The organism is Microcoleus sp., from assembly GCF_049646505.1.
Classification (GTDB): Bacteria; Cyanobacteriota; Cyanobacteriia; order Cyanobacteriales; family Microcoleaceae; genus Microcoleus.
On sequence record NZ_JBARVX010000125.1, the window covers coordinates 1 to 16,365 of the forward strand.

A 16,365-nucleotide genomic window follows, 5' to 3' on the forward strand; every position below is an offset into this window, starting at 1 on the left:
TTGGAAGTTGACCGCGAGAAAGTGACAGAGTAAGTGTAAACATAATCTTGACGGCCGAGCAAGTGATTTACCACATTTCCCTGCAGCGTTTCGATGCGCGGGTTAATAATTTCCGCGCCGCGAGACGGATACCGCACCGTATTCGACGGTATCATCCCCGGATCGAAAAATTCATCATAATGTTCCTTGGGTTGGGAAAGATATTGCTCCGGTTCAACCTCCGTTTTTGTGCTATCTAAATTAACATCCTGAAGAGTTTTTTCACTTTCCTGTTTTGTCAGTTGGTTGAGAACTCGAATATCTGACTTCAACTCCAGAACCCGATCCGGATCGGCATAAATCAGCTTTTGATACTTAGAAATTACCACCTTCGGCGTGTGAGCGAGCAGCAATTCCCCGCTATCCATTAAAATCGCCGAAGTACAAAGCTGCACCACAGAACTAGCAGCGTGAGAAACAAATAAAATCGTTCCGCCACTTTCTTGAATGCTTTGCAATCGGGCAAAACACTTGCGCTGAAAAGCTTCGTCGCCCACCGAAAGCGCCTCGTCTACCACTAAAATATCTGGTTCGACGCTAGTCGCAACGGCAAAAGCCAGTCTGACAAACATACCGCTAGAATAGGTTTTGACTGGCTGATCGATGAAATCTCCAATATCAGCAAAAGCCGCGATTTCGTCAAATTTTTCTTCAGTTTCTTGGTGATTGAATCCGAGTATTTGAGCGTTAAAAAACACGTTTTGTCTTCCGGTAAATTCCGGGTTGAACCCGCTTCCGAGTTCCAACAAAGCGGATATTCGCCCTTGGACTTGGACGCTTCCTGCGGTGGGTGTCAGCGTCCCCACAATGATTTGCAAAAGCGTGCTTTTTCCCGATCCGTTGCGACCGACTACTCCTAGAGTTTGTCCTTTAGGAATTTCCAGATTGATGTCGGAGAGTGCCCAAAATTCATCGGCAAATTTTTTATTTGGATAAATAATTTCTTTTAAGCGGTCTCCTGGGCGATCGTACCGCTTAAAGCATTTGGAAACATTTTTTAGTGAAATTACATTTTCAGTCATCCGATTTTATATTTTATATTTGAGATTTTAGATTGATATTATGTCTGTTAGAACAAAAAATAGGTTCGATCGTTCGGAATGCGAGTCCTCTGATTTTTTATGCGGACTAAAGTCCTGACTGCGAACCTCGATCGCGATTTTCGACGGTAGATTGCATTTAAATGTAAAACATATTACAGCACGTCAGCAAAAGCGGGACGCAAACGCCGGTAAACCGCTAAACCGACCCAAAATATAGCACCAGAGATTAGGGTGGCGACACCCCATTCGCCCCAGTGTTTGACTTCTCCCAGCAGGATGAGGTCTCGATAAACCTCGGAGATGGCGGCCATTGGATTCAACCAAAATATCCACGCTCGCCATGCTTCGGGGATGATTGATGCTGGGTAGACGATCGGCGTCAAATAAAACCAAAAATTTAGAATAACACCTAATGTCTGAGGAATGTCTCGCAAAAACACGGTTAAGCCCGCTGTCAAATATCCCAAGCCGGCTGTGAGCAACAACTGAGGCACCCAAACCAGCGGTAGCAAGCATAAAGTAGCGTTGAGCTTTTGCGAGGATACTGCTACGATCAGAATCAAGGCTGCTAAACCGAGAGAACTTTCAATAAAAGCTGTAAAAATCGGCACGAGGGGCAGCAAACCGAGGGGAAATACTACTTTTTTGACTAAATTTGGCTGACCTACTACGGATACTCCCGATTTAATCAAACCGCTGGTGAAAGCGCTCCAAGGTAACAAACCTGCAAACAGCCAGACTCCAAATGTGATGTCGCTGTTTTCCGGGAAGCCTGCAAGTTTGAGCTTTACCTTGAGGACGATCGAGAATACGTAGGTGTAAATCACCAATTGCGATAGCTGATTCAGCAGCGGCCACAAATTGCCCAGAATCGAGCCTTTGTATTGAGCTTCCAAGTCCCGGCGCACCAATGTAGCCAGCAGATTCACCTTCGCCCAGCGCTGGCTGTTTGCCTCCTGCCTGCGGCAGGCCGTTCGGGCTTTTCGGGCAACTCCCTTCACAGTTCTGTGCAATTTTTTCGCCCTCGTTCACTACCTTCACACCTAAATCAACTCGAGCTGCACCATCGCAGCTTTTGCTAAACCGCAATTATTCCACAGCCCCGCCGTTTTGATCAAGCATCTGTCACAAGAGCGAAGGATGTTATTTTAGCCGATCGCCTCCCCAACTGCCGAACCGATCGCGACTCTTTGCTCGTCGTCGTAGCCCCAGCGTTGGAAAAACTCCTCATACTCACCTTCTTTAGTTTGTAAACTTTCTAGCATTTGCGACGCTACAGCTTGACAGGCGGGCATTTTCAGGATTTGAATTAAATTGCGCGATCGCTCCTGCACTCTAGCAGAACCCGCCGCCATTTCCTCGTTTTCCTGGCGCGAATGATGCAACACCATTGCCGCCGACATCGCCACATTTTTCACCAGCAGTTCTGCTACGATCTCAGGAGCCGATCGCAGCGCCTCGACAACTCCGGGTGACGGCCGGTCTGCCACCTGTCGGTCGTCCGTCAGATAGGTGACAAAAAAACCCCTAGCACCGTTGGCAGTTTTCACCAGAGATTTAACAGCTTGCTCGATCTCGGTCTCTAAAAGTCGATCGCTCTCGATCAGCGACAGTAAAGATTGAGTCAGCGCGATCGCCTCCTCAAAAGTTATACTTTCCGACGCTAATAAAGAAGATGGAATACTCATAACCCACTCAAAAATTCTAAAGATTCTGCTATTAATTGTAAACAATTCCCGCTGCGCGATCGCAAATAAATATGGCTATAATTTCCTCCAAACAACAGCCCCCCGACCCAAATCTACCCGAAGACATAGCCCCAGCCCCCCGCAAAAAAGCCGCCAAACCCAAAGCGGAATCGCTGGTAGAAGCGCAAGAACTGCCAGACGAAATCAACAGCAAACAAGACGACAAAATCCGCCCCCAGCGGTTAGCTGAATACATCGGGCAAAAAGACTTGAGAGAAGTTTTGGCGATCGCCATTGCAGCGGCAAAATCCCGCGGCGAACCGATGGATCACCTGTTACTGTACGGGCCGCCCGGGTTGGGCAAAACTACAATGTCGCTAATTCTAGCAGCAGAAATGGAAGTTGAGTGCAAAATCACCACCGCCCCAGCCCTAGAAAAACCGCGAGATATTGTCGGATTGCTCGTCAACCTCAAAGCAGGCGACGTGCTGTTTATCGACGAAATTCACCGCTTATCTAAAGTTAGCGAAGAAATCCTCTATCCGGCAATGGAAGACTGCCGTTTAGATATTACGATCGGTCAAGGAAAAAGCGCCAAAATCCGCAGCATTCCCCTAAAACCCTTTACCTTAGTAGGAGCCACCACCAAAGTCGGCTCGCTGACATCTCCCTTGCGCGATCGCTTCGGCTTAATCCAAAGATTGCGCTACTACGAAATAGACGAACTAAGTTTAATTGTCCAAAGAAGCGCCCAAGTTCTCGACACTAAAATCACCCCAGAAGGAGCCGAAGAAATTGCCCGCCGAGCTCGCGGAACGCCCCGCATCGCTAACCGCTTGCTGCGCCGAGTTAGAGACTACAGCGAAGTCAAAAACTTAAAGCCAATTAATGCCGAAGTTGCATCCGCAGCCCTAGAATTGTTCAACGTCGATCCGCAGGGTTTGGATTGGACAGATAGGTGTCTTCTGACAGCAATGATCGAAAACTTTAACGGCGGCCCGGTGGGTTTAGAAACGATTGCAGCTTCTACAGGAGAAGACACTCAAACCATTGAGGATGTATACGAACCGTACTTAATGCAAATCGGCTTTTTGCAGCGGACAAGTCGGGGCAGAATGGTAACTCTGGCTGCTAGGAAACATCTAGGTTTTATGGACTAAAAGGAGTAATAAATGGTACAAGTACAAACAAAAACACTAACTTTGTCCGAGTTTCTAAAATTGCCAGAAACCGAACCAGCTAGCGAATATGTCAGCGGTCAAATCATCCAAAAACCTATGCCACAAGGAAAACATAGCCGGATTCAAGGTGAATTAGTCCCAGCCATCAATGTCGCAGTTAAAAATCAGAAAATTGCTTTAGCATTTCCTGAATTGCGGTGTACTTTTGGCGGCCGCTCGATCGTGCCAGATGTCACAGTATTTACTTGGGAAAGAATACCAGTTGATGAAAATGGGGATGTTGCTAATGTATTTGAAACTTACCCAGATTGGACAATTGAAATTCTGTCTCCAGGCCAGAGTCAAACTAAAGTAACTGGGAATATTTTACACTGTTTGAAAAACGGCACTAAAATGGGTTGGCTGATCGATCCGATGGTGCAATCGATCTTAATTTATCCCCCTGGAAAGCAACCGGAAATTTTAGCAAAACCCGAAGAATTGTTGCCCGTTCCAGATTGGGCAGCAGAATTGCGGCTGACGGTAGGAGATTTATTTGGGTGGTTGAAACTATAGCAGAAGTCAGTTGACAGTTGACCTGTGGTAGGGGCGGTGCCAAGAGTGCGGGCCCTGACAGTTGACAGTTGTTATTTGTTATTTGTTATTTGTTACCAATAACCTTCCCGGCTCTGCCTCCAATCCCCGATGCCCGATGCCCGATGCCCGATGCCCGATGCCCGATGCCCGATGCCCGATGCCCGATGCCCAATTCCCAATTCCCAATTCCCAATTCCCAATTCCCAATTCCCAATTCCCAATCCCCAATCCCCAATCCCCAATTCCCAATTCCCAATTCCCAATTCCCCATGTTGCTATACCTCAGAATAGAAAACTTTGCCTTAATTGACTGCCTGGAGCTAGAATTTGGCCCGAGTTTGAACGTATTTACAGGGGAAACCGGTGCTGGTAAATCGATTATCCTGGATGCGATCGATGCAGTTTTGGGCGGGAAGGTCGATCGCCGATCGATTCGCACCGGAGCTGCGCGGGCAATATTGGAGGCTACCTTTGAATTGGACTCATCCTCGGCAAAATGGCTGGGCGAGCAAGAAATCGAACCCATAGACGGAAATTTAGCCGTTTGCAGCCGGGAAATTAACGCCACGAGCGGTGCTCTGCGTACCAGATCGCGTTTGAACGGAATTCTCGTCAACCGCCAGTTAATGGAGCAACTGCGCGATCGGCTCGTCGAAATTACCGCCCAAGGCCAAACCGTCCACCTCGGACAAGAAACCCTCCAGCGAGAATGGCTAGACTTGTACGGCGGCAAAAAACTCACTGAAGCTCGATCGACAATCACCAAAGCGTGGATCGGAGCCAGCACCGCCAAAACAGCACTCAAACGCAGGCGTCAGTCAGAACAGCAGCGCCTGCAAAGACTCGATTTATTGCAGTACCAAGTCCGAGAACTCGGCGAAGCCAACATCGAAGACAGCGAGGAACTCGCACACCTAGAACAAGAATCAATCCGCCTCGGCCACATTGTCGAATTGCAGCAGCAAAGTTACAAAGTTCACCAAGCCCTTTACCAAAACGAGGGCGACACCGCCTCAGCCGCCGACTTGTTGAGCAAAGCCGAAGTAATTTTAAGCGACATGGCCGTTTACGATGTGCAGTTGCAACCAATCCTAGAAATGGTCAGCGATGCTTTAGCTCAAGCTACAGAAGCCAGCAGGCAAATTAGCAGCTACGGCGAACAACTAGAAGCAGATCCCGAAAGACTCGAAGAAGTAGAAGACAGAATTCGCGAACTCAAACAAATTTGCCGAAAATACGGGCCTCTCTCAGAAGCGATCGCCTACTACCAAAGCATCCAAAACGAACTAAACGAACTTTTAGAAGGAGGCGAGTCAATGGAAGCCTTAGAACTCGCATATCACACCGCTTTAGACCAATTAAAAGACGCTTGCAGCCACCTGACAATCCTGCGGCGCGAAGCAGCCCTCAAACTAGAAACACACCTTGTCGGAGAACTCAAGCCCTTAGCAATGGAAAAAGTACAATTTCAAGTCGCAATCTCGCCTTGTAGCCCAACCGCCACCGGTGCAGACCAAATCGCCTTTTGTTTCAGCCCCAATCCGGGAGAACCGCTACAACCGTTAGGGGCGATCGCCTCCGGGGGAGAAATGAGCCGCTTTCTGCTCGCCATCAAAGCCTGTTTTTCCCAAATCGAAAGCGCCGGAACCCTAATTTTTGACGAAATCGACGCCGGAGTTTCCGGGAGAGTCGCCGGCGCGATCGCCAAAAAACTCCACCAACTCTCCGACAAACACCAAGTTCTCTGCGTCACCCACCAGCCGCTGATCGCCGCGATGGCCGACCGTCATTTTCGCGTCAACAAAATGACGGTCGCAGCAGAACCAAATATCGTCGAAGCAGCCGACTCCGAACCGGGCGAACGTACTGTAGTCAGAGTTGCCGCCCTCAACAGCCAGCAGCGCCGCGAAGAACTCGCCCAACTCGCCAGCGGTCGATCGGCCACAGAGGCGATCGCCTTCGCCGAATCCCTGCTTGTCGAAGCCGCCGGATTGCGCCAAATTCAGTCCGCCAAACCCTGAACCGGCGATCTCAAATTCGGCAGCATCGTCCTGCTGCATTCATCTCTCTATTCTCTTTCTGTGTCCTCTGCGGTCTCTGCGTTTAAACCTACATTCCGATGTAACCGGAAACAACCCTGAGCCGATCGGGGGGTGCAAAAGGCGGAGTTTTTCCGAGCCGGAGGTTACACTAAAAATGGCAACCGCAAATTTTACAAAAAAAAGCTGAAAGCTGCGTGACTTTGTTCCCGGAATGAAAGCTTCTAGCAGCAAAATTGACATAAATTATAGTTAAAAACCACAATTGTATAGAGAACGGCACGCATCACTAGCAACTGTTAGTGTCACAGTTGCCGCTAGTCCCGCAATGCCTTCTCTGTTTCAGCAGTCCCCCGCCCTGCAAGCATTCATGTTTCTGCAGGCGATCGATCCGGGCGATCGGTCAAACAAGCTACTTAAAACAGGCAACCACAATGTCAAAATCACTTAATAAATCATTTAAACAATATTCGCCTTCTCTAAAAAGTAGAGCAATGCCGCAGCCGCTTTACCGTCCCACCCGCAGTCCACCAGCAAAGCCAACTGAACTTTCCTTGCCCTGTGACCAGACTTCTGTAAACTGGGAAATAGTTTGTTTCACGCATACTTGAGTCTTGTGCCACCCGTGACCCCATCCAAAAATAAATACCTTCCCCCTGCTAGGCTACCGTGGATAGATCGAAATTTTAGACCAGAGTTTAAGCTCTCAGATTCATCTGTAGCACGTAAATCTAAAATCTAAAATCGACTTACTCACTAATAAACTTGTTCCCTCTCCTAGCTTAAAGACTAACCCTTACACTTAAGCTTCTGTAAAGGTCTATGAATCCTCCTGCATCTTCCACCAATTACTCTTCTCTCGACAACGTGATAGATGTCGCTGTTGTCGGCGATGACAATCACCATCAGGAACCCTATTCTCCTCCTCCCCCTCCCCCTCCCCCTCCTTCTGCCCCTGTCTCTCCCTCTCCCTCTGCAATTATTCCGAGCCAGGGAAACCTGTCCGGAATTCTCGACCTCCTAAACAAGCAAAGTTTCACAGTAGTAGTTAAGGAAGTAGAAGACAAACTTAAGGTTGTCAATCAAACCTTGGGAATGCTCGACAATATCCTTGAAAGCGAGGGATTTGATGCCATACTCAACGAAATGTTGCAGTCGATTACCCTCAAAACAGGGGAATTGCTCAATGCCGATCGCAGTACAATATTTTTATTGGACGACGAAAAAAATGAACTCTGGGCGATCGTCGCTAAAGACGAAAATGGCAAAAACCTAGAAATCAGAGTTCCCGCCCACGTCGGTATTGCTGGAGAAGTAGCCACAGACAGAAAAGTGGTTAACATTCCTTACGATTTTTACAACGACTCGCGATCGGCTAACGCCAAAAAAACCGATGAAAAAACGGGCTACCGCACTTATACAATGCTGGCAATGCCCCTGGTTAATGAAGAAACAAACGAGTTAGTAGCAGTCGTTCAACTGATTAATAAACTCAAACCTAACCACGAAAAATATCCTACTTTAGACGAACAAATCGACAGGACAGGATTCACAGAAGAAGACGAAAAAGTTTTTAAAGAATTTGCTCCCTCAATTCGCCTAATCCTAGAATCTTCTAAATCTTTCTACGCAGCAACTCAGAGACAGCGGGCGGCCGCGGCGCTGATGAATGCCGTAAACGCTCTTTCTAAGAGCAGTCTAGACTTAGAAGATACCCTAAAAAGGGTGATGGATCAGGCTCAAGAACTTATGAATGCCGATCGCAGCACCCTCTGGCTGATCGACGAAGACAAAGACGAACTGTGGACAAAAATCCCGATCGCCGGCAACCTTAGAGAAATTCGCATACCCAGAACCGCCGGTTTTGCAGGCATCGTCGCCCAATCCAGCGAACCCCTGCTGATTCCCTTTGACGTGTACGACGACCCCCGCGCCGCCACTGCCAAAGAAGTAGATCAAAAATCCGGCTACCGCACTTGCAGTATGCTGTGTATGCCAGTATTCAACTCCGACCACAAATTAATAGGTGTCACCCAATTAGTTAATAAAAAACGACAAGGAGAATTCCCGGCCTACAACCCGACAGATTGGCCTCATGCACCGGAACAGTGGAAAGCGAGTTTCAATCGCACCGATATGGAATTTATGAAGGCGTTTAACATCCAAGCAGGAGTAGCGCTGCAAAACGCCAAACTGTTTGCCGAAGTCAAACAGCAAGAACAAAGACAAAAAGATATGCTGCACGCCCTGACTAACGGCGTGATATCTACAGATAAAAAAGGCAATATAGTAGCGACAAATCCTAGTGCCAAAAAATTACTCGGTGTTAGCTATGCCGCCTTAGCCGAAGGCCAATGTTTGCGCGAGTTAATTAAGTTAGAAAAAGGCGATTTTGCTAAGTGGTTCGATGCGTCTTTGATGCCAGAAGACGAAAAAGATCGCCAGCAGTATTATCCAGATCAAGTTTTGCTATCCTGCGATGGAAAATCCCAGAGTATCAATCTCTCCATCAACTCAATGACCGACGCTACCGACCCCAACAAGGTCAACGGCGCGTTAGTAGTCATGGAAGATATTAGCAGCGCCAAACAAGTCAAAAACTTGATGTACCGTTACATGACCCCAGAAGTAGCCGAAGCGCTTTTAGCTTCAGGGGATACAGGATTGGGCGGCAAGCGCAAGGAAGTTTCGGTACTGTTCTCAGATATTCGCGGCTATACCACACTTACGGAAAAATTGCAAGCCGAAGAAGTAGTGGTGATGCTGAATAAATATTTTGAAGTGATGGTAGATGTTGTATTCAAGTACGGAGGTACTCTCGACAAATACATCGGCGACGCTCTGATGGCAGTTTTTGGCTCTCCAGCACCTCTAGACCACGATGCCTGGTGCGCCATGCAAACCGCAGTCGAAATGCGGGAAAAATTGAAAGAATTCAATGAAACTCGCGTGGCTAATGGCGAGTTGCCAATCAGTATCGGTATGGGAATACATTCCGATCAAGTTGTCAGCGGCAACATCGGCAGTAGCAAACGCATGGAATTGACTTCCATAGGAGACGGCGTAAACCTCGCCTCTCGCTTAGAAGGTGCCAGCAAACAGTACGGCACCGATTTAATCATCAGTGACAACACCTACAAAAAATACCAAGATCGAGTCTACGTGCGGGAACTCGACTTTATTACTGTCAAAGGCAAAACCGAACCCGTAATCGTTTACGAACTTGTCGGCATCCGCGAGGGATGTTCCCCCATTGGCAAACCCCTGACAGAAAAACAGGAAAAAATTGTAGAACACTACAACAATGCCCGCGAATATTACAAGACGCCAGTCACTCAAAAACTCTCAGAGAATGAGGTGAGAAACATCTTAGATAATGTCGCGCAAATGCCGGAGGGAGAGATTAAAAAACAGTCCTACAATGTCGAGCAACAGTTGGAACACGAACTAAAACAACTGTTATATCAAGTGAAAAAACTGTCAGAGTACGACCCAAAAAATCTGTCCGAAGCAGACAAACTGATCGTGCTGCTGCAGCCAGAAATCCAACTGCTGAAATTGGAGGGACTCAAAAATCTTTCGGAAGACGAAGCAAAAATGCTGATCCAAGCAAAAATCAAGCCGCTTTCAGCAGAGGAGATTCAATCCTTGCAAGAGGGTGAAGTCAAAAAACTGTTGGAAGCAGACATCTTAGAACCGTCAAATTCCAAAATCAAGAGACTGAAACCCGCACAAATCAGGCAGCTATTGCAGGCGAAAATTAAAAGTAGAGCCTCCGAAACAGTTGCAGAAATGTTAGAGGAGGAATTTGAAAATCTCGGACTCGATCGGGTGAAAAAAGTGTTGAGCGAGTTTAAGAAAGCTTTGGAACCAAAAGCCAAGCAAGCTTTTAGAGACGCGGAACGCGAATTTAACCTCGTTCTGGAAGTAGACCCCAAAAACAAGGCAGCTAAATTGCACGTCGATCGCTGTAAGTTATTTCAGCACAGGTTTTCAGATGTACTAAACTGGGACGGCGTGTGGAATCTCACCGAAAAATAGCAGCATCACTTGGGTTCCGACAGGGGCCTTTGCCCGATCGGGGGTGCGCCCCGCCCTCCAACCAACTAACCTCAATATCTTGTTGGGGCAATTTTAAATCAGCTCCAACAGGTATGATTGTTAGATAAGCGGACTTGAAGTCCCTTGCCTCGATCGACCCAGATGCCAGCTTGCGGCGCTACCTGCAGCAACAAACAAAGCACTTCTACCCTCAGAAGGGCTGAAAAAATAGTTAGGACTTGCGCCGAGATTTGCCCAGTTTCTGAGAAAAATTTTGGCCGGAGGTGACAAAACATCCGCTCAGCAACCGGGTTTTTGACGGGGCGCGCGAAAGTCTTAATAGCGTTTGCAGATCCTAAAATCAACTTGCTTTCATCAATAAGTCAACGTTCTAGTCTTAGATATAGAAAACTACTAGCATCAGTTATGGATAATTGGAATTCGCAACCGGGAGATATTGAGTGGGTAGATCAGATTTACCAACTATTGCTAGAGATTGCTCGCAGCTCGCTGTCAGATATCCCCAGAATCCCCGAAAACATCACTCTAAAGTCTCTTCCCCTGATCCAGAAATTGCAAAGCGTTCAGCAAAGACAGCAGGGACAAGCGTTGAAATCCGACTCGTTTTCAGTAAACGATTTCGACTGGGTGGCTCAAGTTCGCCAACTGCTCGAAGAACTGACGGGCGAGTCTTTGTCGGAACGGCCAAAAATGCCGGAAAACATGGCGAGCCGAGCTTTGAGCCTCGCAGATAGGGCGCAAACTATCAAAGAAACAATCGAAGAAAAGGCAGCCCGCGGCCCGACAGATGAAGATGAGAGTTCCTCGGAGTCTCCAGACGCGCTGCTGGATCTGTTGCACCAAAGTTTAAAAATTCAGCGCGCCAAAAGCTACAATCCCGACGCTCCCCAATGGCAACAAATCTTCACCCTGCTCGATGTAGTGCAGTCAACTTACAAGCAAATTAAACGTTAAATTCAAGTTTAAATCAGGGGCGTTTTTTGCAGTGCGCGATCGCATTAAGGATCGAAAACTTAATAACTTAAACACCTCCTACAGTCCTCTCTCCTGTAAGTTGCCTTCCTCAAAGGAGGCAGAGCCTCCGGATCTGCATTACCAGGCAGAGCGAAAGTAACGAGCAAAGAAGGGGATTTTTTTTGACATTCAATTTAAATGCCGCAACAGCTTACCAACAATCGGGGCCTAAAACCAATCATCTCGTAAACCCGCCCCACGAACACGATCGATCGCTCAAACAAGCACAGACAATCGGAGTTTTGTCGGCTAAGCTAGGTTTAATCGCTTCAGCGGCAGGTTAACATGAGCGGACAAAACATCGGCGATTTGTCAGGAGAAATATTAGCAAATCGTTACAAGTGCGATCGGCGACTCGGCAAGCAAGCAGGACGGCAAACATTACTCGCCCGCGACTTAAACACGCAACAGCAAGTAGTAGTCAAACTGCTCTCATTCAGCAGCGATTTTAACTGGGAAGACTTAAAACTGTTCCAGCGAGAAGTCGAAACCTTAAAATCCCTATCCCATCCCGCAATTCCCCAATATCTAGACTCCTTTGAAATCGACACTCCCAGCCGCAAAGGATTCGCCTTAGTTCAGACTTACATCGAAGCCAAATCCCTACAAGAATATCTTTCAGACGGGCGCAGCTTCAGCGAAACCGAAGTCAAACAATTAGCCGCAGCATTGCTAGACATCCTCGCCTACCTGCACCAGCGACAGCCTCCGGTGATTCACCGCGACATTAAACCGAGCAATATCTTGCTCAAAAATCGATCGGGAAACAGCGTCGGCGAAGTTTACCTAGTCGATTTTGGTGCAGTTCAAACCCTAGCAACCCAACAGGGAAAAACAGTCACTGTTGTGGGAACCTACGGCTATATGCCGCCCGAACAATTTGGCGGGAGAGCAGTTCCCGCATCCGACTTGTACGGCTTGGGAGCAACATTAATCGCCTTAATTACCAAGCAGCATCCAGCCGATTTGCCGCAGCAAGATTTGCAGATTGAATTCGAGCAATTCACCCAACTGAGTCCAGGTTTTACCAATTGGCTGAAGTGGATGACAAATCCGAGTTTAGAGCGCCGTCCCGCCTCAGTCCAAATAGCCAAAGAAGTTTTAGAAAAACCACAGCAAATCAATAAATATTCCCTAGCATTGAAACAGGGAAAAACTGTGAACACCTTTAGCTTGTTCTGGAATGCGATCGTGTGCAGCACTTGGATAGGAACTCTAGCTGTAGGAGCTTCTATAGGAATTTACAGCACCTTTATTTATCCGCCGGGCGTGGCGACAATTATCGGAGGAACCATGGGCATTTATCTCGGCTGGCGGCTGGGGTTGGTAAACGGAATCATCGTAGGAATTGTGACGCGCTTGTGGTTTTATCCCTTAACTAATCCCAAACTTCACCGACAGATTTTAACTCCAATTAGTATTGGACTCTGCACCTTGACACCCATGCCTTTCTTTCTGCGAATGGCGGAGCGTTATGTGAGCCACAATGGCGGTAATCCTATTATGTCCTCCAGTGAATATATTATCTTGGTGCTTGCACCGTCGCTAATTACAGGACTGTCAATGGGTGCAACTAGCAAGTCTATTGCCCGGTGGTATCAAAAAGCAAGCGAACTGTAGTCTAAAATTTAGATAGGACTTAGGCACTCCGACTCCTCGAAACCGGGTTTTTACGAAAATACTTCGTTGCAACCGCCAAACTCGCTAAAAAAAACCGGTTTCGGGATGCCGATGATAACCTCAAGTTAAAATTAAGGTAAAAAATATGACCAGCAAAATATTAGCAGAACGCTACCAAGTGCAGCGGCAACTGGGAAAACAAACTGGTCGTCAAACCCTGCTAGCTCGTGATTTGCAAACTCAAAAATTAGTTGTCATCAAACAGCTATTCCTCGGCAGCGATTTTGAATGGCAAGACCTCAAGCTATTTGAACGAGAAGCGGAAACTTTAAAAGCACTCGATCACCCAGCAATTCCTCGTTACCTCGACTACCTGGAAATTGACGAACCTGACAGCAAAGGATTTGCCCTGGTACAGACTTATGTAGAAGGGAAAACTTTGGAAGAGCATTTGCGGTCGGGACGTACTTTTAGCGAAAGCGACGTGAAAGAGTTAGCTAAAGCGCTGTTAGAAATTTTGAGTTATTTGCACGAGCAAAATCCGCCTGTTATTCACCGCGATATTAAACCCAGCAATATTTTACTGCACAGCAGATCCGGTCACTCGGTCGGACAAGTTTATTTAGTTGATTTCGGTTCGGTGCAGAACCAAGCTGCAAAATTTGGCGGCACAATTACAGTAGTAGGAACTTACGGATATATGGCGCCGGAACAATTTGGCGGGCGCTCGGTTCCGGCTTCTGACCTCTACGGTTTAGGCGCAACTTTAATTTATTTGGTAACGGGTTTGCATCCCACGGAACTGCCACAGCAGGATTTGAGAATTCAATTTGCCGATCGGGTAACGCATATCAATTCTAATTTAATTGATTGGCTGCAGTGGATGACCGAACCTAGTTTAAACAAACGGTTATCTTCTGCTGGAGAATCATTGCGGTTGCTCAAAAATCCCCGCCAGATCGACAAAATTCCTAGGGCAGTGCAGCCACCAGGCAGCGATATTAAACTCATAAAAAATTCGGACTTTATAGAAATTGTAATTCCCCCACAAGGAATCAGTTTGGGTTTAATTGCCCTGCTGGCGCCACCGACGCTATATGCAAGGAATATCTCAACTCTAGCGAGTATACCGATGAATTCTTGGATATATAAGTTAGCGATAACTGTCAAATTTCTTATAATAAAAATATCAGGAACTTACGTATGTGTGGTAGGAGTAGTGTTTCTTTTTGCACTATTTCGAGAATTGCGTCTTAGAATAGATCGGCAGAAAATATCCTATGGCAGCCATCTGCTGGGGTTGAGATGGAATCATTCCAAGCCAGCCCCCAGACAGGACATTTGCCAGTTGGAATTTAGGACTACGGTCAAAAGCCAAGATAGATCATCCAAAGCTTTTGAAGTGATTGTTCAAGCCGGCGACCAAAAATATCGACTACATGGTAATCGACTACATGGACTAAGTGAATCAGAAATCGAATGGTTAGCAACAGAACTTAGCCAGTGGTTGGGAGTGAAAATTAAAAGAACTTCGACAGACAAAATAGATGAATGGTGATATTAATCTCTCCCTCGCCCAAACAAACCATTCCTCTCTCAAACTCTGGGATGGGTGTCCCCCCCTCCGGTGTATTTTCCCCGCAGGCGTGACACTCCACAAGCATCATCCTCAAATTGCCCTCGGGCCGATCGCCCTCCGGCCACATTCTATCAATCTGGTGCAGCATCGCTCCCGATCGCCCGTAAAATGCTATCAAAGGGATGAGTGCAAATAGCCGTCATCCCCGATCGTCTGTTAACTTGGAGATATTATTGTGGATCTATCGCTAATTCCGGCACAGCCAAAACCAGGACTGCTCAACGTCCTGATCGAAATCACAGCCGGTAGCAAAAACAAGTACGAATTTGATAAAGAGTTGCAAGCCTTTGCTCTCGATCGAGTGCTCTCTTCCTCAGTCCAGTATCCCTGCGACTACGGCTTCATACCCAACACCTTAGCCGACGATGGCGACCCCCTCGACGGCATGGTGATGATGGATGAGCCCACATTTCCAGGGTGCATTATCGCAGCCCGTCCGATCGGAATGCTAGAAATGATCGATGGCGGCGACAGAGACGAAAAACTGCTGTGCGTTCCCGACAAAGACCCCCGGTACGCTCACTATAAGTCCCTCAAAGACGTAGCCCCCCACCGCTTGGACGAAATAGCCGAATTTTTTAAGACCTACAAAAATTTGGAGAAAAAAGTCACAGAAATTCTGGGTTGGCAAGATGTCGAGCAAGTAATGCCCTTAGTCGAAAAGTGCATCGCAGCCGATCGTAAATAAGCAGCATCCGCAGCGCAAGTAAAAAGCTTTTTTTGTTGGAGCGATCTCTCGGCTCGCCTATTCTACAAGCAAGCGACCGGGGAAAGCACCCATTAAAGCTTTCGCCTTCGGTGCTCCGGGCAAATAAACCCCTAGCCCCCACTCCTCGACTGCAAGCAGACTCAAAATTCAGCAAGCCGAACTTAAGGCGACGGCTGCACGTCTAAGAATGCAGTAGAGGAACGGTTGGCTAGAATATCAACTAGACAGCAGGAGTCGGGCCCTCTAACTGTACGACCTTGAGTGCCCGGAGGAATGCGCGCCAGGCCTGACTGCCGAGCAAATCTTCGACTCTTGTTGCAATATTAGATTTCACGAGATATAGCGGTTCTCACAAAGGTGAGGTATGCTTTTAGGCCCGATGTCCGATGCCCTATTTGGCCGATGCCCTATTTGGCCGACAGTACCTCATCTTTCTGAGAAAGGCTATACAATAACACCAGAGTTTGTGAAAATAATGTCCCAAGTAATCACCGCCAAGCTAAAACTCAACCTGACTGCCGAGCAAAAAGCTTTGGTGACTCAGACTACTTTAGCCTACCGAGATGCTTTGAATTACACTTCACAAGTCGCTTTTGACGCAGGCAAAACCAGCAATGGCGGTAAGCTACAAAAAGCGGTCTACAACGAATTGCGAGTGAACTTTGGACTTGGAGCCCAAATGGCTTGCAACGTACCCAGACAAGTTTCTGGAACCTATAAGACTTTGTGGACTAAGGTAAAACAATCTAACGATG

Annotated in this window: 15 protein-coding genes and 1 pseudogene; 12 read left to right on the top strand and 4 right to left on the bottom strand. The window is 47.4% G+C overall.

Annotation, left to right across the window (positions count from 1 at the left end; genetic code table 11):
* The 3 genes from WBA89_RS07270 to WBA89_RS07280 all read right to left on the bottom strand — a co-directional run.
* The coding region (locus WBA89_RS07270; protein ID WP_424405156.1) for an ABC transporter ATP-binding protein at positions 1–1,061 on the bottom strand (1,061 nt) is incomplete at its 3' end.
* Positions 1,062–1,234: 173 nt separating this feature from the next.
* The gene (locus WBA89_RS07275) at positions 1,235–2,083 is read right to left on the bottom strand and encodes an ABC transporter permease (RefSeq protein ID WP_424405184.1); all 849 of its coding nucleotides are present in this window, start codon (positions 2,081–2,083) and stop codon (positions 1,235–1,237) included.
* A 147-nt stretch (positions 2,084–2,230) separates the two neighbouring features.
* Positions 2,231–2,770, bottom strand: coding sequence for a hypothetical protein (locus tag WBA89_RS07280; RefSeq protein ID WP_424405158.1), 540 nt, complete (start codon positions 2,768–2,770; stop codon positions 2,231–2,233).
* Positions 2,771–2,841: 71 nt separating this feature from the next.
* Here WBA89_RS07280 and ruvB point away from each other — a divergent pair, with 71 nt between their 5' ends.
* Both ruvB and WBA89_RS07290 read left to right on the top strand, forming a co-directional pair.
* On the top strand, positions 2,842–3,930 hold the full coding sequence (gene ruvB / locus WBA89_RS07285; RefSeq protein WP_424405160.1) for a Holliday junction branch migration DNA helicase RuvB: 1,089 nt from the start codon (positions 2,842–2,844) through the stop codon (positions 3,928–3,930).
* Positions 3,931–3,942: 12 nt separating this feature from the next.
* A complete protein-coding gene (locus WBA89_RS07290; RefSeq protein ID WP_424405162.1) occupies positions 3,943–4,506 on the top strand; it encodes a Uma2 family endonuclease in 564 nt (187 codons plus the stop codon).
* Between the two features lie 85 nt (positions 4,507–4,591).
* Here WBA89_RS07290 and WBA89_RS07295 read toward each other — a convergent pair whose 3' ends face one another.
* Entirely contained in the window at positions 4,592–4,798 is a 207-nt protein-coding gene (locus WBA89_RS07295; protein ID WP_424405164.1) for a hypothetical protein, read from the bottom strand.
* On the opposite strand from WBA89_RS07295, the gene recN reads away from it, so the two are divergent.
* The 10 genes and pseudogenes from recN to WBA89_RS07345 all read left to right on the top strand — a co-directional run.
* Positions 4,797–6,548: a DNA repair protein RecN gene (recN, locus tag WBA89_RS07300; protein ID WP_424405166.1), complete on the top strand. Its 1,752-nt coding sequence runs from the start codon at positions 4,797–4,799 to the stop codon at positions 6,546–6,548. The two genes, WBA89_RS07295 and recN, sit on opposite strands and share 2 nt — an antisense overlap.
* Before the next feature lie 283 nt (positions 6,549–6,831).
* Positions 6,832–7,017: a hypothetical protein gene (locus tag WBA89_RS07305; RefSeq protein ID WP_424405168.1), complete on the top strand. Its 186-nt coding sequence runs from the start codon at positions 6,832–6,834 to the stop codon at positions 7,015–7,017.
* A gap of 371 nt (positions 7,018–7,388) precedes the next feature.
* A complete protein-coding gene (locus WBA89_RS07310) occupies positions 7,389–10,607 on the top strand; it encodes a GAF domain-containing protein (protein WP_424405170.1) in 3,219 nt (1,072 codons plus the stop codon).
* A 426-nt stretch (positions 10,608–11,033) separates the two neighbouring features.
* Positions 11,034–11,582 carry an inorganic pyrophosphatase gene (locus tag WBA89_RS07315; protein WP_424405172.1) on the top strand — a complete coding sequence of 183 codons (549 nt, stop codon included), beginning with the start codon at positions 11,034–11,036 and terminating at the stop codon, positions 11,580–11,582.
* Positions 11,583–11,764: 182 nt separating this feature from the next.
* Positions 11,765–11,926: a hypothetical protein gene (locus tag WBA89_RS07320; protein ID WP_424405174.1), complete on the top strand. Its 162-nt coding sequence runs from the start codon at positions 11,765–11,767 to the stop codon at positions 11,924–11,926.
* Position 11,927: 1 nt separating this feature from the next.
* A complete protein-coding gene (locus WBA89_RS07325; protein ID WP_424405176.1) occupies positions 11,928–13,262 on the top strand; it encodes a serine/threonine protein kinase in 1,335 nt (444 codons plus the stop codon).
* Between the two features lie 145 nt (positions 13,263–13,407).
* A complete protein-coding gene (locus WBA89_RS07330; RefSeq protein WP_424405178.1) occupies positions 13,408–14,820 on the top strand; it encodes a serine/threonine protein kinase in 1,413 nt (470 codons plus the stop codon).
* Entirely contained in the window at positions 14,810–15,037 is a 228-nt protein-coding gene (locus WBA89_RS07335) for a hypothetical protein (protein WP_424405180.1), read from the top strand. Before WBA89_RS07330 ends, WBA89_RS07335 begins: the two co-directional genes overlap by 11 nt.
* A 39-nt stretch (positions 15,038–15,076) precedes the next feature.
* Positions 15,077–15,589 carry an inorganic diphosphatase gene (locus tag WBA89_RS07340; RefSeq protein WP_424405182.1) on the top strand — a complete coding sequence of 171 codons (513 nt, stop codon included), beginning with the start codon at positions 15,077–15,079 and terminating at the stop codon, positions 15,587–15,589.
* 385 nt (positions 15,590–15,974) lie between these two features.
* A pseudogene (locus WBA89_RS07345) lies at positions 15,975–16,365 on the top strand (hypothetical protein); the annotation flags it as partial.

Coding starts and splice junctions, on each gene's coding strand:
- WBA89_RS07280 (WP_424405158.1), bottom strand. CDS start 2,770: ATGAGTATTCCATCTTCTTTATTAGCGTCGGAAAGTATAACTTTTGAG.
- ruvB (WP_424405160.1), top strand. CDS start 2,842: ATGGCTATAATTTCCTCCAAACAACAGCCCCCCGACCCAAATCTACCC.
- WBA89_RS07290 (WP_424405162.1), top strand. CDS start 3,943: ATGGTACAAGTACAAACAAAAACACTAACTTTGTCCGAGTTTCTAAAA.
- recN (WP_424405166.1), top strand. CDS start 4,797: ATGTTGCTATACCTCAGAATAGAAAACTTTGCCTTAATTGACTGCCTG.
- WBA89_RS07295 (WP_424405164.1), bottom strand. CDS start 4,798: ATGGGGAATTGGGAATTGGGAATTGGGAATTGGGGATTGGGGATTGGG.
- WBA89_RS07310 (WP_424405170.1), top strand. CDS start 7,389: ATGAATCCTCCTGCATCTTCCACCAATTACTCTTCTCTCGACAACGTG.
- WBA89_RS07315 (WP_424405172.1), top strand. CDS start 11,034: ATGGATAATTGGAATTCGCAACCGGGAGATATTGAGTGGGTAGATCAG.
- WBA89_RS07325 (WP_424405176.1), top strand. CDS start 11,928: ATGAGCGGACAAAACATCGGCGATTTGTCAGGAGAAATATTAGCAAAT.
- WBA89_RS07330 (WP_424405178.1), top strand. CDS start 13,408: ATGACCAGCAAAATATTAGCAGAACGCTACCAAGTGCAGCGGCAACTG.
- WBA89_RS07335 (WP_424405180.1), top strand. CDS start 14,810: ATGAATGGTGATATTAATCTCTCCCTCGCCCAAACAAACCATTCCTCT.